23 protein-coding genes are annotated in these 22,726 nt (G+C 57.6%); 11 read left to right on the top strand and 12 right to left on the bottom strand.

Features of this window, described 5'->3' with window-relative positions:
• Positions 1–47: 47 nt before the first annotated feature.
• Positions 48–458 (bottom strand): cupin domain-containing protein, encoded by a 411-nt coding sequence (locus tag K5K95_RS29260; protein WP_090185372.1) that lies wholly within the window; start codon positions 456–458, stop codon positions 48–50.
• A gap of 88 nt (positions 459–546) precedes the next feature.
• Between K5K95_RS29260 and K5K95_RS29255 the strand changes: the two genes are divergently transcribed.
• From K5K95_RS29255 to K5K95_RS29245, 3 genes are all read left to right on the top strand, one after another.
• The gene (locus K5K95_RS29255; RefSeq protein ID WP_222587312.1) at positions 547–1,458 is read left to right on the top strand and encodes a LysR family transcriptional regulator; all 912 of its coding nucleotides are present in this window, start codon (positions 547–549) and stop codon (positions 1,456–1,458) included.
• 105 nt (positions 1,459–1,563) lie between these two features.
• Positions 1,564–2,586, top strand: coding sequence for an LLM class oxidoreductase (locus K5K95_RS29250; RefSeq protein ID WP_261398095.1), 1,023 nt, complete (start codon positions 1,564–1,566; stop codon positions 2,584–2,586).
• A gap of 21 nt (positions 2,587–2,607) precedes the next feature.
• On the top strand, positions 2,608–3,699 hold the full coding sequence (locus tag K5K95_RS29245) for an alkene reductase (RefSeq protein WP_222587310.1): 1,092 nt from the start codon (positions 2,608–2,610) through the stop codon (positions 3,697–3,699).
• Positions 3,700–3,721: 22 nt separating this feature from the next.
• On the opposite strand, the gene K5K95_RS29240 is transcribed toward K5K95_RS29245, so the two are convergent.
• On the bottom strand, positions 3,722–4,216 hold the full coding sequence (locus K5K95_RS29240; RefSeq protein ID WP_222587309.1) for a cupin domain-containing protein: 495 nt from the start codon (positions 4,214–4,216) through the stop codon (positions 3,722–3,724).
• A gap of 469 nt (positions 4,217–4,685) precedes the next feature.
• Here K5K95_RS29240 and K5K95_RS29235 point away from each other — a divergent pair, with 469 nt between their 5' ends.
• The 3 genes from K5K95_RS29235 (at position 4,686) to K5K95_RS29225 (ending at position 6,483) form a co-directional block, all read left to right on the top strand.
• Positions 4,686–5,084, top strand: a complete 399-nt coding sequence (locus tag K5K95_RS29235) for a hypothetical protein (protein WP_090185356.1) — start codon at positions 4,686–4,688, stop codon at positions 5,082–5,084.
• Positions 5,085–5,148: 64 nt separating this feature from the next.
• Positions 5,149–5,544, top strand: coding sequence for a hypothetical protein (locus K5K95_RS29230; RefSeq protein ID WP_222587308.1), 396 nt, complete (start codon positions 5,149–5,151; stop codon positions 5,542–5,544).
• Between the two features lie 576 nt (positions 5,545–6,120).
• Positions 6,121–6,483: a DUF6124 family protein gene (locus tag K5K95_RS29225; RefSeq protein ID WP_222587307.1), complete on the top strand. Its 363-nt coding sequence runs from the start codon at positions 6,121–6,123 to the stop codon at positions 6,481–6,483.
• Between the two features lie 84 nt (positions 6,484–6,567).
• Here K5K95_RS29225 and K5K95_RS29220 read toward each other — a convergent pair whose 3' ends face one another.
• Positions 6,568–7,068 (bottom strand): Lrp/AsnC family transcriptional regulator, encoded by a 501-nt coding sequence (locus K5K95_RS29220; protein WP_222587306.1) that lies wholly within the window; start codon positions 7,066–7,068, stop codon positions 6,568–6,570.
• A 119-nt stretch (positions 7,069–7,187) separates the two neighbouring features.
• Here K5K95_RS29220 and K5K95_RS29215 point away from each other — a divergent pair, with 119 nt between their 5' ends.
• The 3 genes from K5K95_RS29215 to K5K95_RS29205 all read left to right on the top strand — a co-directional run bounded on the left by K5K95_RS29215 (position 7,188) and on the right by K5K95_RS29205 (position 10,919).
• On the top strand, positions 7,188–8,222 hold the full coding sequence (locus K5K95_RS29215) for a histone deacetylase family protein (protein WP_222587305.1): 1,035 nt from the start codon (positions 7,188–7,190) through the stop codon (positions 8,220–8,222).
• 50 nt (positions 8,223–8,272) lie between these two features.
• Positions 8,273–9,328 carry an ornithine cyclodeaminase gene (locus K5K95_RS29210; protein WP_222587304.1) on the top strand — a complete coding sequence of 352 codons (1,056 nt, stop codon included), beginning with the start codon at positions 8,273–8,275 and terminating at the stop codon, positions 9,326–9,328.
• A 175-nt stretch (positions 9,329–9,503) separates the two neighbouring features.
• Positions 9,504–10,919, top strand: a complete 1,416-nt coding sequence (locus K5K95_RS29205) for an amino acid permease (protein WP_222587303.1) — start codon at positions 9,504–9,506, stop codon at positions 10,917–10,919.
• Between the two features lie 133 nt (positions 10,920–11,052).
• Here the strand turns inward: K5K95_RS29205 and hutC are convergent, their stop codons facing one another.
• The 9 genes from hutC to hutH all read right to left on the bottom strand — a co-directional run bounded on the left by hutC (position 11,053) and on the right by hutH (position 20,380).
• Entirely contained in the window at positions 11,053–11,790 is a 738-nt protein-coding gene (gene hutC / locus K5K95_RS29200; protein ID WP_222587302.1) for a histidine utilization repressor, read from the bottom strand.
• Positions 11,790–12,926, bottom strand: coding sequence for a histidinol-phosphate transaminase (gene hisC / locus K5K95_RS29195; RefSeq protein WP_222587301.1), 1,137 nt, complete (start codon positions 12,924–12,926; stop codon positions 11,790–11,792). The genes hutC and hisC overlap by 1 nt, the downstream gene beginning before the upstream one ends.
• Complete coding sequence (locus K5K95_RS29190; RefSeq protein ID WP_222590460.1) at positions 12,923–13,723, bottom strand: amino acid ABC transporter ATP-binding protein; 801 nt, start codon at positions 13,721–13,723, stop codon at positions 12,923–12,925. Before K5K95_RS29190 ends, hisC begins: the two co-directional genes overlap by 4 nt.
• Before the next feature lie 104 nt (positions 13,724–13,827).
• The gene (locus tag K5K95_RS29185; RefSeq protein WP_222587300.1) at positions 13,828–14,499 is read right to left on the bottom strand and encodes an amino acid ABC transporter permease; all 672 of its coding nucleotides are present in this window, start codon (positions 14,497–14,499) and stop codon (positions 13,828–13,830) included.
• Entirely contained in the window at positions 14,496–15,155 is a 660-nt protein-coding gene (locus tag K5K95_RS29180; protein ID WP_090185343.1) for an amino acid ABC transporter permease, read from the bottom strand. Before K5K95_RS29180 ends, K5K95_RS29185 begins: the two co-directional genes overlap by 4 nt.
• Before the next feature lie 75 nt (positions 15,156–15,230).
• Positions 15,231–16,067, bottom strand: a complete 837-nt coding sequence (locus tag K5K95_RS29175) for a transporter substrate-binding domain-containing protein (RefSeq protein ID WP_222587299.1) — start codon at positions 16,065–16,067, stop codon at positions 15,231–15,233.
• 128 nt (positions 16,068–16,195) lie between these two features.
• Positions 16,196–17,572, bottom strand: coding sequence for an FAD-binding oxidoreductase (locus tag K5K95_RS29170; RefSeq protein ID WP_222587298.1), 1,377 nt, complete (start codon positions 17,570–17,572; stop codon positions 16,196–16,198).
• A 4-nt stretch (positions 17,573–17,576) separates the two neighbouring features.
• Positions 17,577–18,773 (bottom strand): alpha-hydroxy acid oxidase, encoded by a 1,197-nt coding sequence (locus K5K95_RS29165; RefSeq protein WP_222587297.1) that lies wholly within the window; start codon positions 18,771–18,773, stop codon positions 17,577–17,579.
• A 77-nt stretch (positions 18,774–18,850) separates the two neighbouring features.
• Complete coding sequence (gene hutH / locus K5K95_RS29160) at positions 18,851–20,380, bottom strand: histidine ammonia-lyase (protein WP_222587296.1); 1,530 nt, start codon at positions 20,378–20,380, stop codon at positions 18,851–18,853.
• Between the two features lie 407 nt (positions 20,381–20,787).
• On the opposite strand from hutH, the gene K5K95_RS29155 reads away from it, so the two are divergent.
• Positions 20,788–21,750, top strand: a complete 963-nt coding sequence (locus tag K5K95_RS29155) for an isopenicillin N synthase family dioxygenase (RefSeq protein ID WP_222587295.1) — start codon at positions 20,788–20,790, stop codon at positions 21,748–21,750.
• A gap of 525 nt (positions 21,751–22,275) precedes the next feature.
• Positions 22,276–22,638 (top strand): DUF6124 family protein, encoded by a 363-nt coding sequence (locus K5K95_RS29150; protein WP_222587294.1) that lies wholly within the window; start codon positions 22,276–22,278, stop codon positions 22,636–22,638.
• Positions 22,639–22,726: the final 88 nt, after the last annotated feature.

The following is a 22,726-nucleotide window of genomic DNA, read 5'->3' as shown; positions in this document are numbered from 1 at the left end:
CCTGAATCCATTCGGTTTCAACTGGCCGGTTCACTCAACAGGTCAAATCATTCGCCCGTCGGGCCGACGTTATATTCCTCGTCGGTGACCTTTTCCATCCAGACGACACTCACACCATCCAACGCTTCCTGGACCCCAATATGGGTCATGGCGGTGGTGGCGCTCGCGCCGTGCCAGTGTTTATGACCCGGTGGGCACCAGATCACATCGCCGGCACGAATTTCCACGATCGGTTCGCCTTCACACTGCGTCCAGCCGCAGCCTGCAGTGACGATCAGCGTCTGACCCAGCGGATGGGTGTGCCAGGCGCTACGAGCACCGGGTTCAAAGGTGACGCTGACGATGGACGCTCGGGCCGGTTCAGGAGGGGTGTTGATTGGGTCCATGCGGACGGTGCCCGTGAAGTACGCTTCAGGGGCTTTTATCGATGGCTGCGAGCCTGCGCGCTTGAGGATCATGGTCCAGTCCTGTTGATGAATGAAAAGGAAACGCAGCGAGCTTTATGCTCCGCATACACTATGTGCATGTTCTGGAGTAAAGCTACCCGTGGAAGCTAACCGATTTGGTGACATCGCTGCATTTGTCTGCGCCGTGAAGGCTGGAAGCTTCACCGCAGCGGCGGCCTCACTCGGCCTGACCCGATCGGCAGTGGGAAAAAGTATAGTTCGCCTGGAAAGCCGGCTGGGCGCACGGCTGCTCAATCGCACGACGCGCAAACTGAGCCTGACTGATGAAGGACAGGTGGCTTATGAGCGCTGGCGGCAGATTCTCGAAGATCTGGATGAGGTGGACGCAACCATGGCCTTGCGCCGTGGAAGGCCAACCGGGACCTTCAAACTCACCGCGCCGCTGTCTTTTGGTCAGCGTCACATTCTGCCGATTCTGGGTGCTTATCTGAAACAGTGGCCTGAACTGCGGGCGGACGTCTGGTTTACCGATCGCTTTGTTGATCTGATCGAAGAGGGCATCGACATCGCCGTACGGATCGGTGCGCCCAAAGATGACTCAAATTTATTCACCCGTACCGTGGCTTGGCAGCAGTTTGCGACGTGCGCCTCGCCAACATATCTGGCCCAGCGCGGAGTGCCGCAAACACCCGCTGACCTTATCGAACATGACACCATCGCTTTATTCAATGGCGAGCAGCCGACCGTCTGGCGTTACCAGACACCTGCCGGCCTTCATCTATACGAACAGCCTGGGCGACTGAACATCGACAGTTCCGAAGCCACGCGAGAAGCGGCGCTGGCAGGCATCGGCCTGATTCACCTGCCGACCTACATTACCGGTAACGACCTGCGCGACGGCACGTTAGTGGAAGTGCTGAAACCCTTTCGCGCACCTCCCGACCCCATCCGAATCGTCTACACCAGCAAGCGTCACTTGTCCCCCCGCGTTCGCCAGTTCATTGATCTGTTGATTGAGCGGTGGGAAACGGGAGTGCCTTGGGAAAGATAACGCCATTGGGGACTCAGAGGACCGTGTAAAGGGCGCGAACTGCTGTTTATCCAGCCTGAGGAATCAATAAATATGTCAGTCATCGTCACTTACGGGACTGCCATCATGACTACCGCCACACATTTCTCGCCACCCGCTCAACCTGCCACTTTACCGACCGCGCATCCTTCACTTGAGCGTCATCCCGGGTTTCAACGCTTGTTCAAACCGGAGGCGCTCACGATTGGCCTGATTTTGCCCCTCGAAACCCACCCGGGCCGACCAGCTCCGACCATGCGTGATCACGTGGAGATGGCGCAGCGCGCCGAAGCGCTTGGCGTTGGTGCGTTATGGATGCGCGACATACCTTTCTACGACCCGGAGTATGGCGATGTGGCGCAGATCTTTGAGCCACTGGTCTACATCGGCTACCTGGCCGCTGCCACCCGCAGCATCGTCCTGGGTACCACGGGTATTGTGTTGCCGACCCGTGATCCGATGTACCTGGCCAAGCAAGCGACGTCCCTCGATCAACTCAGTGAAGGTCGTCTGGTGTTGGGCTTTTCCTCGGGCGATCGATACAGCGATTACCCGATGCTGGGCATCGATTATGAGTCCCGAGGCGATCGCTACCGTGATGCCTTTTCGGTGTTTCGAACCCTGATCGAACAGAGTTTCCCGCGTTTCCGTTCCGAGCGATTCGGTGGCTCGCCGGGCAACCTCGATCTGGTGCCGAAAGCGCCGTATGGCCGCGTTCCCTCGATTGCTGTTGGCCAGGCGCAACAAAGCATCGAATGGTTGGCACAGCACCTCGATGGCTATCTCGCCGGTGTCCAAAGCCCAGAGCGGTTGGCATCGTTGGGCGAGAATTGGCGCGCCTCCGTGCAGGAAGCAGAGAACCGCAATGCCTTCAAACCGTTGGGCCTGGGTGGTTATCTGGACCTCAGCGACAACCCGGATCAGCCGTTCCAGCGCATCCAGGGCGGTTTCCGGGCGGGGCGAAACGGCCTGCGCAATTACCTGGAGCAAGCGCAATCTGCCGGTGTCTCGCATATCGCGCTCAACCCCAAGGTCAGCCGTCAACCCTATGGCGAAATCCTCGACGAACTCGGCGAGTACGTGCTGCCGTACTTCCCGTCACATTCCTGAGAGCACGCGGAGAAATCACTCATGTCATCACTTTTCGAATCTTATGACCTCTCGGGTCAGCCACTGCCGAATCGCATCGTCATGGCACCGATGACCCGCGCTCGCGTCGAGGGCACCGTGCCGTCTGAAGACATGGCTACCTACTACGCACAGCGCGCCGGAGCCGGCCTGATCATCAGTGAAAGCGCCCAGGTTTCTCCACAGGGACGTGGCTACCTGTACACCCCGGGCATCCACAGCGCCGCGCAAATTCAAGGCTGGAAGCGCGTGACTGATGCGGTTCATCAAGCCGGCGGACGCATGTTCCTCCAGCTATGGCATGTGGGGCGCGTCTCGCATTCTTCCTTGCTGGAGGGACGCTCACCTGTCGCGCCCGTGGCCATGCCCGCCGCTCAAACGTTGGTGCATGCTTACGACAGCGACGACAAGCCTGCCCAGGTTCCTGTGAGTGCGCCCGTGGCTTTGGATGCCGAGGGTATTCGGCAGGTCATTGCAGACTTTCGCCTTGCCTCGGCCAATGCCATGTCGGCAGGTTTTGACGGCGTCGAAATCCATGCCGGCAACGGCTTTCTGTTTGAACAGTTCATCAACGGCGGCTTCAACACACGTGAAGATCGTTACGGTGGAGCACCGATTGCGAATCGCCTGCGATTGCTGCTTGAGACGGTCGATGCGGTGAGTGCGCAGATCGGCAGTTCGAAGGTAGGTGTGCGCGTGTCGCCTTTCGCCCACTTGGCGGATCTGCACCCGTTCGATGGCGAAGAGGCCACTTGGCTTGCCCTGGCCGGAGCACTGTCGCAACGCCAGATTGCTTACCTGCATGCGAGCCATCTCGGCACGCCGCGTTTCCAAAAAGATTTCCGTGCCGCTTACGACGGCACCTTGATGGTATCGGGCGGATTCACCCGTGAAACAGCGCAGCAGGCTATCGAAGAAGGATTAAGCGACCTGGTGGTTTTTGGCCGGCCGTTTATTGCCAATCCCGACCTGGTCAATCGCTTGCGCCACGGCTGGCCACTGGCCGAAGCGGGAAGGGAGGCTTACTACGGTGGGGGAGCACACGGCTACATCGACTATCCCGCGTACTCGTCGCCAGTTGCAGAGTGCGCATAGCGGACTTCGCCGTGCAGGTTTCTTATTTTGACGAGTTACGAGGGTCGTCATGACTATCAATATACTCAAGCCCCAACGGACCTGTTCCATACACCTGAGAGATGTACTCCCCCGACTTGGCCCAATGAAAATGCGGCGTATTGGCCGGGAGAACTACAACACTGCCAGGACCGTAAGCAACCAACTTGTCCGGATCAAAGACAGACCCGAAACCAATATAAAACACACCGGACATTACGGTGTAGATACGGTCTTCAGGGTGGGTATGGGGCATTAATTTAATGCCGTCAGGCACTTTGACCCTCACAACGTAAGGGCCTGGCTTACTAGGGTCGCCGACCACAACCGCGAGCTTCACTTCCTTCGGGAACGCTGGAAAGCTACGCCACTCCACGTCTTCATTATGCAAAGCCCCGGGTTTGCCGAGCGGCAAGGGTTGCGCCTGAACAAACGGCATTGCTGCGCACGCGACAAGAAGGGTGGTCAGGCAGGCAGTTTTCATAAGGCTGTGAATCATGAGAGGCACCTTGGCTACGTCATCTGTAAATCGGCATCGACACCGGGTTCTCTATAAACACGTGAGGCGAGTCGCCGCTGAAGAGACAAAAATCCTGCCTAATTTATCGGTAGGGCATTGCTGTGATAACGCCGCTGATGCGCATTTCAGTTGATACGTAATGTAATCAATGGCTGATGTCCTGCCCTTCATTGAAACACCTCCGTCATTCAGCGTTCGACCGGCTGCCTCGAACAAGACAGATGGACCCTTGATCTATCGGTTGACGGTGAGGCGACCTCCCAATAACTGTAGCAAGCGAACTGGAAAAGAATAAACCTGTCCTCTAATTCCTATCGCCTAAACTTTGTCTCACGAATGATTCATCTTCGATGGTTTTGCGCTATTAACTTTATCGTGAATAAATATATTTGCGGGTTGTTGAGTGGCTACCATCAAAGCATTGGACCCGTAGACCAAGGTGAAGGTTATGAATAAGGTAATTATTTATTCACTAGTCGTGCTGTTCATGACGGGCTGCTCTTCTTCTGGTCATCAAACTGCGGCTGATGCCCACGCCGCTGCGCCGGCAAACGCGAAACAACTAAGTGGGAGCGAGATTAACTCGACGGTGATAGGTCGCAAGCATTCGAGTGTGACGTCTACCGGTTATCCCTTTACTGAAACATTAAACCCTGATGGGACTGCAGTAATCCAGATTTCCAGCGATCCTGAGCAGGCGGGTCATTGGGTGATTATGGAGGATGTTATCTGTGTGACCTATCAGAAATATGGCAAGGAGTGCAATAAAGTACTCACTGATGGGGTTGCAATCTGGTTTGTCGATAGCGTGAATAACAAAACCAATAACAAATTCAAAGTCAAATAAAGGCTGTGACTGTTGTCTTTTGATTGATAAGTTTTATCGGGGTTTGCGGCAATGGAGGTAAGGTATGAATATTGAACGTTGGAGTCGCCTGTTCCTGGTACTTGCCTTGTCCGGGTGTGCTACGTCTGGTGGAAATACAGTGAAGCCGGTTTCTCCTTCAGCGGTGGCGCTTGATGATGAGCAAGTGCGCAGCACCTTGGTCGGGAACAAACTCAATAATATCGGCCCTTCAGGCCTACCCTATACGTTAAGTTTTAATGCTGATGGGACCGAAATATTCACGCTGTCCGGTAAACCACCCGAGACGGAATATTGGACCGTCAAGGAGGGGGTGATTTGTTTCACCTCGCCCAAAATCCCCAAAGAATGTTATCGATTAAAAAAAGACAAGGATGATTACTGGCTGGTACATCCACAGACGGGAGCAGTCCACTACCACTACACACTGACTCCACAGTGATCGTGGTTTGTTCGTGCGTCCTGAGCGCCGTGAGCGTCATATGAAGCGCGCAATGCGCGCCAGTACCGAAGTTTCCGATTAAAACGTAAAGGATGTCCCCGGTTTCTACAATTGAACCCGTCTCCCAATGTGGGAGCGGGCTTGCCCGCGAAGGCGTCAGACCCAACACCATCAATTTCAGCCAAGAAATATTGGCCCAACGTTTGATGCCTTAAACGGGTTTCAATGCGCGCGTTTAATGACACCCAGTGTTACGTCCTAAGGGCTACAACGCCTTGCGCCGTTACCTACGCGTACGCCAGAATCCGCCGGCTTGTGCGTCTGGGGCACGGGTTCTATCGTGGCTGGGTCACTGAAAAACAGTGATCGGGTTTGGTAGCCCGGTATAACTAGACGCATAGCGCGCCGTTTGCAGATCCTTTCAGGTCTCTACTTTATGGTGGCCATGCGCAGGGCTCCTTCGGGGGCGCCGGGTTTATCTAGTTACCGGTCTACCAACCCGCGTATGGCCGCCACCCATCGTTTGGTAGCGAGGGTGAAGGCTCCTTTTTAAGCATTAACTAGAGAGCTTCATTCATGATCAAACCAACACCCAACCCACCGGATACCGATCCGGCATCCCCGTACGAATCCGTCGATTCCAAGAAATTCCACGACGCCGCCGAGCGCGCCCTCGACCATTACCTCAACCCAGGCGCCCTCATCATGGCCGCGGCCAAGGAGCCCGAGCGCATGTTCCTCGTCAATCCCAAGTACGACACCGAATCCCTGCTGGCCAACGCCAGCGAATCACTGGGCTCGGCCACCACCATGCTCAACAACTTCGCGGCGTTGCTGGACAACTCACACCGCAAGACTTTGTTGGGGATTACGCAGGTGGTGATGCTGGGAGAATTGGCGGTGAATCAGGCATTGGATCAGGTTGACGCGAAGGAGTAAGAGCACACCCTGTGTGGCGGTGGTGAGTCCGTCGTCACAGAGGTGAGGTTAAGTCGGCAGGGGTTGGATGGCGCTTCGGCCCATTCAGTCTTTGCGCGATTTGGGTATCGCAATACGGCTACTGGTCTTGACCTCGCGTAATGCCAGGCTGGACTGGATGGATGCGATACCCACCTGACGCCTGAGCACCTGCTCGATAAAGTCACTATAGCTATCAAGATCCTCTGCCAACACTTGCAGCACGTAATCAGCATCCCCGGTGATCTTGTGACAGGACAACACTTCGGGCAATTGCGCAATCACCGCCTCGAAGGCGTCGGGAGCGTGGTCGGCGTGGGTGGAAAAACGGATGTGCACGAACGCCATGATGTCCAGTCCCAGCATGCGTCGATCAAGGTTTGCCTGGTAGCCCTTTATCACTCCCGCCTCTTCCATTCTCTTTCGCCGCCGCCAGCAAGGAGTCAGGCTTAACGACAGGCGCTCGCTGAGTTCGGCGTTGGAAATGCTCGCATCCTCTTGCAGCAACGTGAGTATTGCCAAGTCCGTCTCGTCGAGACTGATGCGTTTGGATGATTTTTTCTGCATTTGGCAAATCCTGAGTATAAAAACCCGAAAAATCTAGTAAACCACGAAAACAAAGCAAAGAAAGCGCATCCCTGCCGGAACAGAATATTTGCACTGGCTCACATTAACGGATGCGCAGAATGTTTACAGTTTTCAGTGATTCCCACCGTTTGCACCACGGCACCGAATTGAAAGACGGCGTGCTCAAGCCGTCGTTCGAACAGCCCAGTCGGGCCGATACCGTCCATAACCGCGTCAAGCAGGTAGGCCTTGGCCAGATCGTAGAGCCGCGAGCCTTTGACCGCGCGTGCTACGTCAACGCGCACAGCGAGCGCTACGTCAGCTTTCTGGAAAGTGCCTGGGCAGAATGGTGCGCGACCGGACGTACCCACGATGCCCTGCCGCTGGTATGGCCAGTGCGCGATCTGTCCAACGAACAAGTACCGGCCTTCATCGACGGCAAACTGGGTTTCTACGCCATGGACGCTGGCTCGCCGATTACCGCGACGACATGGCAAGCGGTTAAAACCAGTGCAGATATAGCCCTCACTGGCCTGGCGTTGATCGATGAAGGCCACGACAGTGCCTTTGCCCTGTGCCGCCCGCCCGGCCATCACGCCGCGCGTGAATACATGGGCGGCTACTGCTATCTCAACAACGCCGCCATTGCTGCACAAAGGGCCATTACCCAAGGCGCCAAGCGTGTCGCGGTACTGGACGTCGATTTTCATCATGGCAACGGCACCCAGAACATTTTCTACGAGCGCAGTGACGTCATGTTTGTCTCGCTGCACGGCGAACCGACGGTGTCCTATCCGTACTACTCAGGCTTCAGCCACGAAGTCGGCGCGGGCCACGGCGAAGGTTACAACTTGAACTATCCAATGCCGAAGAACACCACCTGGGAAAGCTACCGCAACGCCTTGCTCCACGCCTGCAAGAAACTCCAGCAATTTTCCCCTGAAGTGCTGGTTATTTCACTGGGCGTCGACACGTTCAAGGACGACCCCATCAGCCACTTCCTGCTGGAAAGCGACGATTTCATCGGCATCGGCGAGCTGATAGCGAGCGTGGGCAGCCCCACTCTGTTCGTGATGGAAGGTGGCTACATGGTCGATGAAATCGGGATCAATGCGGTCAACGTGCTGCATGGCTACGAGAGCAAGCGCGCCTGAACCACCCCCCGAATGGCAGCGCTTCAAACATTAAATCGGAGAATAAAAACATGACTCTTTTTATAGATGTCGATCATGCCGCACGCCTGTTCGCCAAGGTGGGAATCCGCCGCGCAATCCACGAAATGGCGGGGTATATCGAAGCCGACTATGCGCGTTGGGCACAGTTTGATAAGTCGCCACGCACCGCCAATCATTCAGCCGACGGTGTAATCGAGTTGATGCCCACCGACGATGGCCAACAGTACTCGTTCAAATACGTGAATGGTCACCCGGATAACGGACAAAGGAATTTGCTGACGGTCATGGCCTTCGGTGTCCTGGCCGATGTCCAGAGTGGCTATCCAACGCTGCTCAGCGAACTGACGCTGACCACTGCCGTACGCACTGCCGCGACCTCTGCCTTGGTTGCGCAGTCCCTGGCGCGGCCCGATGCAAGCATCATGGCAATCATCGGCAATGGCGCGCAGAGCGAATTTCAGGCCCTTGCCTTCCACGAAATGCTGTCGATCAAGCAACTGCGCATTTTCGATATCGACCGCGACGCTTCACTCAAGCTGAAGCACAACCTGTGCGCGTTCCCGGACATTGAGGTGATTCTGGCCAGCTCGGTGCAGGAGGCGGTGAAGGGCGCGCACATCGTCACCACAGTCACCGCCGACAAAGCCTATGCGACGATTCTGACGCCCGAGATGATCGAGCCCGGCATGCATATCAATGCAGTCGGCGGTGACTGCCCCGGGAAAACCGAACTGCACGCCGACATTCTGCGCAATGCCCGGGTCATTGTTGAGTTTGAACCTCAAACCCGGATTGAAGGCGATATTCAACAACTGGAGCCTGACTTTCCCGTCGTCGAGTTTTTCCGGATTGTTCAGGGCGAAGTCCCGGGCCGCGAGAGCGACACGCAGGTCACCGTATTCGATTCGGTGGGCTTCGCTCTGGAAGACTTTTCATCCCTGCGCTACGTGCACGATCTGGCACGGGAGCATGCCATTGGTGAGCGCATCCATCTGGTGCCCACGCCTGCCAACATAAAAAATCTTTACCAACTGCTTGATCAGCCGCCCGCAATCGCCCCCTCGCGCCTGCGCACCGCCAGCTGATAGCCATCGATGGCGCCCCCTGAGCAAAGCGCCAAGGGGGGGCTCGGGGTTGAGTGGATGAGGAACCCTGCCACTCCCAAAACAACACCGGTATTAGCCGTTGTACCTCTAACAAGAACGCTAGACACCCACCTTTCTGCCAAAACTCAAAAACATAAAATCAAGAGGTTTTGTAATGAAATCGACTCCGTCCGAGCGGGTTGAACAGCCCGCGCTGCAGCGCACGCTCAGCAATCGTCACATTCAATTAATGGCCATGGGAGGCGCCATCGGTACAGGCCTGTTCATGGGTTCAGGAAAGATCATTGCCCTCTCAGGCACGTCGATCATCCTCATTTATATGATCATCGGGATGTTCGTCTACTTCGTCATGCGCGCCATGGGCGAACTGTTGCTCTCCAACTTGAACTTCAAAACCTTCGCCGATTTTACTGGTGCCTACCTCGGCCCGCGAGCGGCATTTTTCCTCGGCTGGTCGTACTGGCTAAGCTGGAGTGTCGCTGTGGTGGGCGATGCCGTCGTGGTCGGCGGATTCTTTCAGTACTGGTTCCCCGATGTACCTGCGTGGATCCCGGCCATCGGTATGTTAATGACGCTGTTCGCCTTGAACGTGCTGACTGTCAGGCTTTTCGGCGAAGTGGAGTTCTGGTTTGCGATCATAAAGATCATTGCTGTCGTCACCCTGATTGGCGTCAGCATAGTGATGATCGCCAGCTCCTTTGTTTCACCCAGTGGCGTGACTGCATCCCTGAACCACCTGCTGGATAAACAGGCAGCCTTTCCCAACGGTCTGTTCGGTTTCTTTGCCGGATTCCAGATGGCAATCTTCTCCTTTGCCGGCACCGAACTGATCGGCACTGCCGCCGCCGAAACGCGCGCCCCCGAAAAGACCCTGCCTAAAGCCATTAACTCGATTCCGCTGAGAATCATCCTGTTTTATGTGCTGGCACTGGCTTGCATTATTGCGGTGACTTCCTGGCAGCAGGTGTCGCCCAACAAGAGCCCTTTCGTCGAACTGTTTCTGGTTGCAGGATTTCCCGCCGCCGCCGGTATCGTCAATTTCGTGGTGCTGACGTCTGCCGCCTCATCGGCCAACAGTGGCGTATTTTCATCCAGTCGCATGCTGTTCGGATTGGCCAGTCACGACAATGCTCCTGGGGTTTTCCGGCGCTTGTCGGGCAATAGCGTGCCTCTGCTGAGCCTGGCGTTTACCACTTTGTTGATGCTGGTGGGCGTACTGCTGCTGTTCATCGTTCCAGAGGTCATGACCGCGTTTACCATCGTCTCTACCGTGTCGGCAATCCTGGTGATTTTCACGTGGTCGACCATCCTCGCGTCATACATTGCCTATCGCAGAGCCAGGCCCGATCTGCATGCGCAATCGGTCTACAAGATGCCTGGCGGTGTGCCAATGGCCTGGTTCTCTTTGGCGTTTCTGGGCTTTGTTCTCTGTTTGCTGGCACTGAGACCTGACACCCGTATTGCCTTGATGGTCATGCCGGGGTGGTTCATATGGTTGGCAATTGCCTATCAACTGACCCATTCCAGGAAGTCCAAAGTCGCTGCTGATTCAGCAAGCCAATACAGCTGATGCGCTGATAGCACGAGTTGGTTAAAAGTCTCTGGCGGGCGCCTACAGGCTGTGTTCGCGCAGGCACTGCAATTACCTGACCCGACCAGGGACTGAAGAGAAGTTGTGACACACAGGGTTCAATGCACCGGCCTTAACTGTCTCTGTGTGCACCATTCACCGGCAGTCGACTTCCGAGGCGATAGCGTGAGGAGGGATGAATCAGGCGCACATAGGTGACGATTTTGCTTTGACTCCAGGTCCGGCGCATGAGGACCAGGCAAGGTTCATTGGCGTCGATTTGCATGTGTTTGCTTTCATCGCTGCTGGGGTGGCTGGCTTCGACGATATGTTCCATTTCATCGGGCCTGATGACCTGCAGCAGGTACCTGGCCGGTTGCAGGTGCTCGCCGAAGTCTTGCTGTAAAAAATCCGGCACCAGCTCGGGATTGACGTAACGATCCTCGAGCTGGACCGGTACGCCTTCTTCGCAATGGACACAGACCAGATGAAAGACCGAAGAGCCGGTGGGCAGCGCGAGCGCGGCGGCCACCGGCATTGAAGCCGCCTCGCGTCCCAGGTGCAGGACTCGGCACGTGTAGCTGTGACCGCGTGCGAGGATTTCGTCAGCGATGTTGGTGATTCTCAGCAGGTTAGATTGCGGTTTGCTTTCAGCGACGAAGGTGCCTACACCTGAAATCCGCACCAAATGTCCTTCTTCGGTCAGCTCGCGCAATGCCCGGTTGACGGTCATGCGCGACATGCCCAGTTCTTGCACCAAACGGTTCTCTGACGGGATCAGGTCGCCCGGTTTCCAAACGCCCGCGCGAAGCTGGCCTTGCACAAAATCCTTCGCGCGCTGATAGAGCGCTTGCGGTGCATTTTTAATCATTAGTCGGTCCGTGTTTCTTGTGCGGCAAGGACTTTTGCCAGTGCCTGGAGGAAAAGGTCGTTATCCTCACAGCTTCCGATGGATACCCGCAAGTGCCGAGAATAACCGGCTTCGCGCCAGGGCTTGATGATGACCCCCTCGCGCAGCAGTGCCTGGTTGATGACTTCGGCAGGGTAGGGCGTGTGGAAGTACAGAAAGTTTGCCATGGAGGGTGCGGTCGCGACGCCTTGCTCTTGCAATGCGGCTGCCACCCTGCGGCGTTCGCTGGCGACATGGGAAAGACAGCTGTGCAGATAATCATCGTCGGCCAGCGCAGCAACCGCCGCGGCTTGGGCTACGCGGTTAACGTTGAAGGGCGTGCGCAGACGGTTGATCAGATCGGCCAGTAGCGGATCGCTGACGATTCCGTAACCGACTCGCAAGCCCGCCAGGGAATAGGCCTTGGAGAAAGTCCGCAGCAGGATGAACGGTTTGCCACTGGCCTGAATCAAGCCCAGGCAATCCGGATACTCGGCCTCCCATTGGGCGTATTCGTAATAGGCCTCATCGAACACCAGCAAACATTGTGCGGGCAATGCGTCGAGCAACTGCTGCAACTCATCGGCGCTCAGGGTGCAGCCCACCGGATTGGACGGGCAGGAAAACATCAGCAAACGCGTGCGGGGCGTGAGCGCGGCGACCATGCCCGCTACGTCGAAAGTGCCTTCGTCAGTCATTGGCACGCCCACTACCCGGGCGCCGGCGGCCATTGGGTAGATGAAATGCAGCCCAAAGGACGGCACCACGGTGACGACTTCATCGTCATGGTCCAGGAACACGCGACTGATGACGCTCAGCAAATCTTCCGAGCCATTGCCGAATACCAATTGATCTTCCGGTACGTCGAGTTTTTCCGAGAGTGCGGCGCGTAATGCCTGGCAACCGGCGTCGGGATACAGCGCAATCTCGCTGCAGGCCTGAGTCATCGCGGGGGTGACGGCGGGTGCCGGCCCCATCGGGTTTTCATTGCTGCCCAGTTTGGCTACGCGGGTCAGGCCAAAGCGCTTGCGCACCGCCTCCGAGCCGAGGCCGGCGTTGTAGCTCGCCAGGTCACGCACTTCGGCACGGGCCAGCAGATTCAGGTCGTTGGAATTCATACCGGGCTAACCTCTTTGGTGTCCTGCCAGAAAGCGTTGCGATCCAGGTAGTTCTGCAGAAATTGCTGCAGACGTGGCTGTTCAGCGTTGTGAAAGATTTCGTGAGGGGTGCCCTGAGCGACCACTTGGCCTTGATCGAGAAACACCACCGAGTCGGCGACCTGAGCGGCGAATCCCATCTCGTGCGTGACCACCACCATGGTCATGCCTTCCTTGGCGAGGGTTTTCATGACCTGCAGTACTTCGCCGACCAGTTCCGGGTCGAGGGCCGAGGTGGGTTCATCGAACAACATGATGTGTGGCTCCATGGCCAGTGCCCGGGCAATCGCCACACGCTGTTGTTGACCACCGGACAGTTGCGCCGGATAAGCCGCGGCCTTATGGGCCAAGCCGACTTTATCGAGCATCGCCATGGCGCGTTGCCGGGCGTCATCGGCGGATAACTTGCGCACACGCAGCAAGGCTTCACTGACATTGCCAAGGGCGGTCATGTGCGGCCACAGGTTGAACTGCTGGAAGACCATGCCAACGTTGCGCCGCACCTGATTGATTTGCGACTGGGGCGCACGCTTGCGGCCCTTGCCGTTCTCCGGCACCCAGCCAAGCAGCTGACCTTCGATGTAAATTTCGCCCTCGTCGTACTCCTCAAGGAACGCCATGCTGCGCAGCAGGGTACTTTTGCCTGAGCCGGAAGGACCGATCAGGCACACCACTTCAGAGTGCCGGACCTGCAAATCGATACCTTTGAGTACACGCAGGTTGCCGAAGCTCTTGCCGACGTTGTGCAGTTTCAGCATCGGCGCGCTGTTGTCGGAGAGTGTCTTGGAAGTCTTCATCGCTTCACCTGATTCGTTCAATACGGATGAGTGTGGCGCAGCTGTCGGCGCCGAATGGAAGTTGCTCATCGCGGCTGCTTCTGCATGAATCGCCCGACGCGCACTTCCAGCAGCATGCCCAGCCGTGAGCAGGCTTCCACCAGGAGCAGGTAGCCGATGCACAGCACCAGCAGGGTCTCGACAAAGGCGAAGGTTTCCGAGCCGATGCCGGTGAGGACCATGGTCAATTCGGGGATGGTGATGATCGACAACACCGCCGTTTCCTTGCACAGGATGGTGATCAGATTGACCAGTGCCGGGAGGATGATCACCAGCATTTGTGGAATCTGGATGCGCGTAATGCATTGCAGGCGGGTGATGCCCAGGCAGTCGGCCGCTTCCAGTTGCCCGCGGGCAACGGATTGAAAGCCGGAGCGGAAAATTTCAGCGAAATAGACGCTGCCATAAATGCCCAGGCCGAGAATGCCAGCCGGAATGGGGTCCAGGTTCAAGCCGAAAGACGGGCCGCCGTAATACACCAGGAACAGCTGGACCAGAAACGGTGTACTTCGAATCATCTCGATGAACGCCCGCAACGGCACGCGCACCAGGCTGTTGCCGAACAGTTGGGCAACGGCGATCAACATGCCCAGCGTCAGGCCCAGCGCGACACCGGCAGACCAGGTGCCGAGGGTGGTCATGAAGCCTTGTCCGATGTCGCCGAGATGGTCGGTGATGATCGTGGGGTCAAAGATCATGCGTAGCGCTCCTTCAGATGACGCTCCAGCAGGCCGCCGAAGAACGCCAGCGGAATGTTGATCAGGCAATAGAAGCCGGCCAGCATCAGGTAGTCCTGAACGAACATGTAGTCACTGGCAGCAATGTTCTGGGCGGTGCGCGTCAGGTCGGCCAAACCCACCACCGACACCAGTGACGAAGCCTTGATCAGCAGGATCATTTCGTTGACCAGTGCCGGCAAGGTCAGGCGTACGGCTTGAGGGACGCGAATGCGCACCAGCATTTGCCCTGAGCTGAGACCCAGCAGGCCGGCGGCTTCCAGCTGACCGCCAGGGATGGCGAGAAAACCACCGCGCATGATTTCAGCGATATACGCACCCGCCGCCAGGGACAGCCCGATCACCGCTGCCACCATGGGCGAAACGTTGGGCAGGCCGATACGCGGCAGGAAGTAATAAATGAACAGCAGTTGCACCAGCAGCGGAATGCCACGGAACACGAATATATAAGCGCCACCCAAACGCCTGAGCAGCGGCAGGGGTGAAAGACGCAGACTGCCCACGATCACGCCGATGACAAAGCCGATGGCCAGTGCGGCGACGGAAATTTCGAGGGTCACCAGCAGGCTGTCCAGCAGAAGGGGCAGGTTTTGCAGCAGTAAAGGCCAATCGAACATCGTCGTGCCTCCAGCATGGATAAATCACCGGCTCGGCTGAGCCGGCGATCCGTTCATAAACCCCGTGACCGTGCTTTACCAGGTCGGCTCGAAGTCGGCTTTCGGCACGTCCATTTCGGTGCCCAGCCATTTCTTTTGCAGGGCGGCGAGACGACCGTCTTCGTGCATTTTCAGCATGGCGCTATCGAGGGCGGCGATCAGGCTGTTGGCGTCATCATCCTTGCGTCCCAGGTAGGCGAAGTAGGATTTCTTGCCGAATGGAGGCATCACCACTTTGTACTTGTCCGGGTGTTGGGCGGCGACGTAGGAGATGTTCGGCAGTGAGTTGGCAACGGCAACGATGCGCTTGGTCCCTAGCTCTGCGTAGGCCTGGTTGTTGTCGATGTATTCACGGACATCGACTTTTTTCGGCAGGGTGGCGGCGAAGGTTTTCAGCTCTTCGAGTTGCGCCGAACCTTTACCTGCGCCCACGGCTTTGCCGGCAATGTCTTCAGGTTTACTGATGGGGCTGTCCTTGGCGCTGACCATCAACGCTACGGTTGCCTCGGCTATCGGCATGACGAAATGGTAACGCTCCTTGCGTGCCTTGGTAACGATGATAGGCCCCGCGACGACGTCGAATTTCTTGGCTTCAAGCCCTGGCAACACACTTGGCCATGGCAGGTCCATGAATCTGACCTTGACGCCCAACTCTTTGCCCAACTGCTCGAACAGCTCGGCGTTCAAGCCCTTCTGTTTGCCGTTCTCGGTGAAGTCGAAAGGTGCAAATTGCAGTTCAGTGCCCACCACCAGTTCACCGGACTTTTTCACATCGGCAAGCTGATCGGCCTGAGCCGCCATACAGGCGCCAGCCAGGGTCAAGGCGATGCACAGACCGTTGAATTTTTTACTGAACAGAGAATCGAGTTGCATGGTGTAACTCCTTCATCAGGTGCAGCGAGGCTTATGGTGTGTGTTGGTTCTGGTTATGCGTTGCTTATGAATCATTACGGCTACAGCAGTTAACGTGCCAGAGCGGTATATACAGCTTGAATCAGCACTCAACCGAGGATTTTCCCCGGGTTGAGAATGCCCTTGGGGTCGAAGCAGTCCTTGAGTTGTTGCATTGCCTGGCGAGCCTCGAGGCTGACCGAGTGATGGAGAAAGTCGCGCTTGAGCAAGCCGATGCCATGTTCGGCCGAGACCGAACCGCGCAGTTCGCCGACAGCGCTGTAGACCAGCTCCTCGACTTCCAGGATGGGGGCAGGCTCGGGCAAGGAAGCGCAGTCCACCGTCAGGTGTAGATTGCTGTCACCGATATGGCCGAAATACACACTGTGGTTGCCCGGCCAGCGCTGTTCCAGGCGCTGGCGACAACGCTCGGCAAAGTCGCCGATCAGGCCGATGGGCAGGCTGATGTCGAAGTTCAAAGGCTTCATGCGCAGGGGGAATTCGCCTGTCGCTTCACGGATCTTCCAGAGTGCCCGGGCCTGGGTCTGGGAGCTGGCCAATACCGCATCGACCACTTCACCGGCAGCAAAGGCTTCTTCCAGTGTCTGCTCAAGCAAGTCCCGAGGGCTGGCGCATTCGAGCAGTACATACAGCGGATGGTCGAGCGACATTGGCGCGGTCGGGTTTTCCAGCCAGGAAACCCCCAGGCGGAAAAAATCCTGCCACATCAGCTCATACGCTTGCGGCGTACCGACGCTGCGTTGCACCCGGCGCAGCAGGCTGACCGCACTGGCGTAATCGGGAAGGGCGCAGAGCAGGGTGGTGGTTTCACCAGGTTGAGGTGCCAGCTTCAATACCGCACGGGTAATCACCCCAAGAGTGCCTTCACTGCCGATGAAGCACTGTTTCAGGTCATAACCGCAGTTATTCTTGATCATCTTGTTGAGCAGATTCAGCACACGGCCATCGGCCAGGACCACCTCCAGGCCGAGTACCAGATCCCGGGTCATGCCGTAACGAATCACCGCATTGCCACCGGCATTGGTGGCGATGTTGCCACCGATCTGGCACGAACCGCGGGCGCCGAGATCCAGGGGGAAGACAAAACCGGCATCGAGCGCTGCTTGCTGAATCTCTTGCAGCGTCGTGCCGGCCCAGACGCTGATGGTCGCCGCCGCTGGATCGATTTCTTCGATGCCGCGCAGGCGTTCCAGGGACAGGGCAATGTCCGTTTCACGAGGCACTGCGCCACCGGCCAACCCAGTCATTCCGCCTTGGGGGACCACCGGCTGTTGCGCGTTGCTGCAGATGCGTAAAGCGCTCGCGACCTGCTCGGTGGTGCGTGGCAGCAACAGTGCGGCAGGGCAGGCCGGTGCATGGCCCGTCCAGTCGCTGTAGTGCCGTTGACTGATATCGGCGCCCGTCACTACCGCGCCATCACCCAGCGCCAGGCGCAATTGTTCGAGGGTCTGTTGCAAATCGTTCATCGGTTCAACTCACGGTGAAGGATGTGGAGGGCGTCGCGCACAGCTGGCGACGGTGGAGCTGGTTCAGGTCTGGTGTTCCGAGCAGCGACAGGGCCAGACGCAATTCTTGTGCAAGCAGGTCGAGCGCATGCCCGGCACCCGCCTGCCCGCCGACTGCCACTCCATACAAGGTAGCGCGCCCGAGCAAAACCGCATCGGCACCGAGGGCGCAGGCTTTGAGAATGTCGGTGCCACGGCGGATGCCGCTGTCGAGCAGCAGCGTCAGCTTGCCTTTGGCGACGGAGGCAATCGCCGGGAGGCAATCGATACTCGCCGGGACGCCGTCCAGTTGCCGGCCGCCGTGGTTGCTGACCACCACGCCATCAAGACCCAGCGCGATGGCTTTCTCTGCATCAGCCGGGTGCAACACGCCTTTGAGCAACAACCGTTGCGGCCAGCGGTCGCGCAAGCGGGCGAGGGCATCCCAATCCAGGCCGGTGTCCATTTGCGAGCCTATGAAATGGGCGGCACCTTCGATAGTGCGTTGCGCGGAGGGCAGATAGCGTTCGATGTTGCCCAGGTTCGGCAGGCCATGAGGCCACAGTGTCTGGGCCATCCACCGAGGATGATTGAGCACGTCGAACTTGTTGCGCAGGCTCAGTTGCCGCGGCCGGACAAAGTTGCGTTTGTCCCACTCCCGGTTGCCCAGCAGTACAGCGTCGCTGGTCAGCAATAAGGTCTTGCAGCCTACGGACGCAGCACGCAGGAGCAGGTCTTCCTGGACCTTCGGGTCTCGCAGGCAGTAGAGCTGGAACCAGAGATTCACCTCTGGCACTGCCGCGACGACTTGCTCCAGAGAGCTGGTGGAAACGGTACTCAGCGTAAAGGGCAGGCCGCGCTCCGTTGCAGCGCGGGCCAGATGAATATCGGCATCGCGATAAAGCATGGCGTTATAGCCGGTGGGACCGATTGCGATGGGGAGCGGCAGCTCTCGACCGAACAGCGAGCGCTGGGGTTGCGTTTCGGAGCAGGGCACCAGGGTTTGCGGCAGCAGGGCAATGTCCGCGAAGCCTTGACGGTTGCGGCGCAAGGTCAATTCTTCTTCTGCACCACCCTCCAGGTATTCCCACGCGAAATGCGGCAAGCGTCGACGGGCCATTACTGCCAACTCGGCAATGCTGTGTGCTCGACGATAGTCCGGGCCTGAATAATAGCGGCGCATGGCATATCCCATCGGCTACGTAAGAGTAGGTGTTCGCCGCCGTCAGGCGGCGAACGGGTTCAGCTCAGAGTTATGAATCAGGCATACAGGCGTTCTGCCGGCAACCAGCGAGTGAACGCCGCGTTCTCGACCCAGGCGCGCGCAGCGGCGATATCCGGGGCGAAATAGCGATCTTCATCGTAGTGAGCCACTTCACGGCGAATCATCGTCAGCACTTCGCTGAGCTTTTCCGAAGTCTGCAGTGGGGCATGCAAGTCCACGCCTTGAGCCGCGCCCAGCAATTCGATGGCAACCACCGCGCTGCTGTTGCCAGCCATGTCCAGCAAACGACGTGCCGCAAAGGTCGCCATCGACACATGGTCTTCCTGGTTGGCTGAGGTTGGCAGGCTATCGACTGAGGCAGGATGCGCCAGGGTCTTGTTCTCCGAAGCGAGGGCGGCCGCGGTGACCTGAGCGATCATGAAGCCAGAATTCAGGCCGCCTTCGCGCACCAGAAAGGCCGGCAGCCCCGACAGTGCCGGGTCAACCAGTTGTGCGATTCGTCGCTCGGACAGGGCGCCAATTTCGGAGATGGCCAAGGCCAGCACATCGGCGGCCATGGCGACCGGTTCGGCGTGGAAGTTTCCTCCGGAAAGCACGTCGCCGTCGGCGCAGAACACCAGCGGGTTGTCCGAGACGGCATTGGCTTCACGCAGAAAGACTCCGGCGGCGAAGCGCATGTGGTCCAGGCACGCGCCCATGACCTGAGGCTGGCAACGCAGCGAGTAAGGGTCCTGCACTCGGTCGCAGTGGCGATGGGATTCGCGAATTTCACTGGTAGCCAGCAATTCGCGGTAGAGCTGCGCCACGTCGATCTGCCCTGGTTGTCCACGAACGGCCTGGATGCGTGGGTCAAACGGCACGTCCGAGCCTTTCAAGGCTTCAACGCTCAGGCTGCCAGCGACTACCGCAGCGCTGAACAGCTTTTCGCAGGCGAACAGGCCGCGCAGGGCCAGCGCCGTCGAGACCTGAGTGCCATTGATCAGCGCCAGGCCTTCCTTAGGGCCCAACACCATCGGTTCGAGGCCGGCAATTGCCAGACCCTCGACTGCATCCATTTCACGGCCCTCATGACGCACCCGGCCGACGCCGATCAACACCGCGGACATATGCGCCAACGGTGCCAGGTCGCCCGAAGCGCCGACGGACCCTTGCGACGGTATGCAGGGGTAAACCCTGGCTGCATAGAGCTTGCTCAGGGCCTGAATCACCTCCCAACGAATCCCGGAAAAACCACGGGCAAGGGAGCCCACCTTGAGCGCCATGATGAGAGCGACACTGGCGTCATCCAGCAGTGGACCAGTGCCGGTGCAATGTGAAAGCAGAAGGTTGCGCTGCAGTTTTGCCAGCGACTCGGTAGGAATTGAGGTCCGTGCCAGCAGGCCGAACCCGGTATTTATGCCGTACACCGTCCGCTCGTTGGCGATGATTTCGTCTACTGTACGAGTACTTGCATCGACGACGTCGCGCGCAGCCGGGTCCAGTTCGAAAGGACTTTGCAGCTGGTAGATGGCGCGCAATTGATCGAGGGTGAGATGACCGGGTTTGAGCTGCAACGGTGCGTACATTGAGAGTGTCCTGATGGCAGGGTGATGGGGAATTGAGACAGCTACATGTTCCTGTATATACAGGTAAGGCAAAATGCAGGCCAGCTTTCCATTCCGGCTCGCCAACGAGCATTCCAGACCCGCTCGTTCAGACGAAAAAGGAAATCGATCAGGACGGTTTTTCTAAAGGATGTAACCGAAGGTTGCACCAGTTGTGGGCGCTCTGCCCACTGCTGGGGCGAAGGGAAACGGGCTCGTAACAGGTTTGATCGGGCGCTTGCGTCGCAATATTCGCATTAGCTCGAGGCTTGCAGATAGGTAACTGGTGAGGCGGCACAGTAAATGCTATGTCCTGTATATACCGGCTCGTCATTCACTGGCAAAGCCGCAACCTCGCCACCGCTGTATTTACTTTTGCAGGAGTGAACATGACCTCTATCACCAATCTGCCTCTGATCGATATGACCGGAGTTCGTGAGGGTAATCAGGCAAGCATTCGCCAGGCCGGTGATGCCATTCGAAAAGCCTGCAGCGAAATCGGTTTTTTCTACATTATCAATCACGGCGTGCCGCAGCCGGTGATCGACAGAGCGATGGCGGCAGCGGCACAGTTCTTTGCCTATCCGACTGAGACCAAGCGCCAGGTGGCGGTGAACAAGCGGCATCGAGGCTGGCATGCACTGGGTGGGGCGACCATGTATGAAGCCACCAAGCCTGATCACAAGGAGTTCTTCAGTATCGGTCTGGAGCTGGCGGAGGATGATCCGTGCGTTATTGCCGGTGAGGCTTTACGCGGGCCGAATCAATGGCCGGAGTTCATGCCGGAGTTGCAGGACGCACTGGCGGAATACTATTCAGAAATCGGTAAGGCCGGAGCGGATTTACTCAGGGCAGTGGCGGTAGGGTTGGGTATCGAAGAAGATTTTTTCATAGATAAATACACCAAGCCCCTGCAGCGTACGCAGATGGTTTATTACCCACCACAGCCTGCACAGGCGGAGGCTGACCAATTCGGCGTGGCACCGCACACGGACTACGGTTGCATTACCTTGCTCTACCAAGATAACAGCGGCGGTCTGCAGGTCCGCGAGCTCGGCTCCAACCGTTGGATCGAGGCGACCCCTATTCCTGGCAGTCTGGTTGTTAACGTTGGAGACCTGTTGGCTCATTGGTCCAATGATCGCTTTCGTTCGACCCTGCACCGGGTGATTAACTCTTCGGGCCACGAGCGCTATTCCATTGCCACGTTCTACGACCCGACTTATAGCGCTGTTGTCGATCCCTGCGATCTGGGAGTCGATCCAGCGCAGAGTCTGTATCCTCCGGTTGCGGCGGGCGACTACATACTCAAACGTATCGACGACTCAATGGCGTATCGCAAAAAGGGCTGACGACGCGGACAAGATCGACGTTGTCATGGCCGGCACCGCGAAGCCCATGCCATCCCGAGACCGAGAATTCGCCCCATTTCCCTGTGGGAGTGAGCCTGCTCTCGATGGCGTCAGACCCGACGCCATCGATTTCAGCCAAGCAATATTCGCCCAACATTTGATGCCTTAAACAGGTTTCAAGGTGCGTGTTTAAAGACACTCAGTGTTACGTCCTAACGGCTACAACGCCTTGCGTCGTTACCTACGCGTACGCCAGAATCCGCCGGCTTGTGCGTCTAGGGCCCCGTCGGTAACTTCACTCCAGTCACTGCTCATCAGTGATCGGGTCTGCAAGCCCGCCGGAATACCAATCGCATAGCCTTGCCACAGGACGCTCGTTCGGGTCCGTTAAATGGCGGCTTTGTGCGGGAGACCTCACAGTCTGCCGGGTTCCTGGTTTCCCGGTCTTGCAGACCCGCGCATAGCTGCCACCCATCATCTGCAAGTGATGTTGGTAGCTCCTAGTGAACAATCAGGAGTTTCACCATGATCAAACCCACACCCAACCCACCCGATACCGATCCAGCATCCCCCTACGAATCCGTCGACTCCAAGAAATTCCACGATGCCGCTGAGCGCGCCCTCGACCATTACCTCAACCCAGGCGCCCTCATCATGGCCGCGGCCAACGAGCCCGAGCGCATGTTCCTCGTCAATCCCAAGTACGACACCGAATCCCTGCTGGCCAACGCCAGCGAATCACTGGGCTCGGCCACCACCATGCTCAGCAACTTCGCGGCGTTGCTGGGCCACTCACACCGCAAGACCCTGCTGGGAATTACGCAGGTCGTGATGCTGGGGGAATTGGCGGTGAATCAGGCGTTGGATCAGGTTGAGGTGAAGGAGTAAGAGCAAGCCCTGTGTGGCGATGGTTAGTCCGTCGTCACAGAGGGGAGGGTCAGTCGGCAACCGTATCCATGAAGTCTCAGCTTTCAGG

It is taken from the genome of Pseudomonas sp. DR48 (assembly GCF_019823085.1).
In the GTDB taxonomy this organism is placed as follows: domain Bacteria; phylum Pseudomonadota; class Gammaproteobacteria; order Pseudomonadales; family Pseudomonadaceae; genus Aquipseudomonas.
The sequence above is the reverse complement of the archived record's forward strand: the minus strand, read 5'-3'. Positions and strand labels throughout refer to the sequence as shown.

What these genes read in the sequence shown, in the direction of transcription:
- hisC (WP_222587301.1), bottom strand. Translation starts at nt 12,926, where the DNA reads ATGAATTCCAACGACCTGAATCTGCTGGCCCGTGCCGAAGTGCGTGAC.
- hutC (WP_222587302.1), bottom strand. Translation starts at nt 11,790, where the DNA reads ATGATTAAAAATGCACCGCAAGCGCTCTATCAGCGCGCGAAGGATTTT.
- K5K95_RS29215 (WP_222587305.1), top strand. Translation starts at nt 7,188, where the DNA reads ATGTTTACAGTTTTCAGTGATTCCCACCGTTTGCACCACGGCACCGAA.
- K5K95_RS29245 (WP_222587310.1), top strand. Translation starts at nt 2,608, where the DNA reads ATGTCATCACTTTTCGAATCTTATGACCTCTCGGGTCAGCCACTGCCG.
- K5K95_RS29150 (WP_222587294.1), top strand. Translation starts at nt 22,276, where the DNA reads ATGATCAAACCCACACCCAACCCACCCGATACCGATCCAGCATCCCCC.
- K5K95_RS29170 (WP_222587298.1), bottom strand. Translation starts at nt 17,572, where the DNA reads ATGAACGATTTGCAACAGACCCTCGAACAATTGCGCCTGGCGCTGGGT.
- K5K95_RS29240 (WP_222587309.1), bottom strand. Translation starts at nt 4,216, where the DNA reads ATGATTCACAGCCTTATGAAAACTGCCTGCCTGACCACCCTTCTTGTC.
- K5K95_RS29180 (WP_090185343.1), bottom strand. Translation starts at nt 15,155, where the DNA reads ATGTTCGATTGGCCTTTACTGCTGCAAAACCTGCCCCTTCTGCTGGAC.
- K5K95_RS29165 (WP_222587297.1), bottom strand. Translation starts at nt 18,773, where the DNA reads ATGCGCCGCTATTATTCAGGCCCGGACTATCGTCGAGCACACAGCATT.
- K5K95_RS29155 (WP_222587295.1), top strand. Translation starts at nt 20,788, where the DNA reads ATGACCTCTATCACCAATCTGCCTCTGATCGATATGACCGGAGTTCGT.
- K5K95_RS29225 (WP_222587307.1), top strand. Translation starts at nt 6,121, where the DNA reads ATGATCAAACCAACACCCAACCCACCGGATACCGATCCGGCATCCCCG.
- K5K95_RS29235 (WP_090185356.1), top strand. Translation starts at nt 4,686, where the DNA reads ATGAATAAGGTAATTATTTATTCACTAGTCGTGCTGTTCATGACGGGC.
- K5K95_RS29190 (WP_222590460.1), bottom strand. Translation starts at nt 13,723, where the DNA reads ATGCTGAAACTGCACAACGTCGGCAAGAGCTTCGGCAACCTGCGTGTA.
- K5K95_RS29220 (WP_222587306.1), bottom strand. Translation starts at nt 7,068, where the DNA reads ATGCAGAAAAAATCATCCAAACGCATCAGTCTCGACGAGACGGACTTG.
- K5K95_RS29250 (WP_261398095.1), top strand. Translation starts at nt 1,564, where the DNA reads ATGACTACCGCCACACATTTCTCGCCACCCGCTCAACCTGCCACTTTA.
- K5K95_RS29230 (WP_222587308.1), top strand. Translation starts at nt 5,149, where the DNA reads ATGAATATTGAACGTTGGAGTCGCCTGTTCCTGGTACTTGCCTTGTCC.
- K5K95_RS29175 (WP_222587299.1), bottom strand. Translation starts at nt 16,067, where the DNA reads ATGCAACTCGATTCTCTGTTCAGTAAAAAATTCAACGGTCTGTGCATC.
- K5K95_RS29185 (WP_222587300.1), bottom strand. Translation starts at nt 14,499, where the DNA reads ATGATCTTTGACCCCACGATCATCACCGACCATCTCGGCGACATCGGA.
- K5K95_RS29205 (WP_222587303.1), top strand. Translation starts at nt 9,504, where the DNA reads ATGAAATCGACTCCGTCCGAGCGGGTTGAACAGCCCGCGCTGCAGCGC.
- K5K95_RS29210 (WP_222587304.1), top strand. Translation starts at nt 8,273, where the DNA reads ATGACTCTTTTTATAGATGTCGATCATGCCGCACGCCTGTTCGCCAAG.
- hutH (WP_222587296.1), bottom strand. Translation starts at nt 20,380, where the DNA reads ATGTACGCACCGTTGCAGCTCAAACCCGGTCATCTCACCCTCGATCAA.
- K5K95_RS29260 (WP_090185372.1), bottom strand. Translation starts at nt 458, where the DNA reads ATGATCCTCAAGCGCGCAGGCTCGCAGCCATCGATAAAAGCCCCTGAA.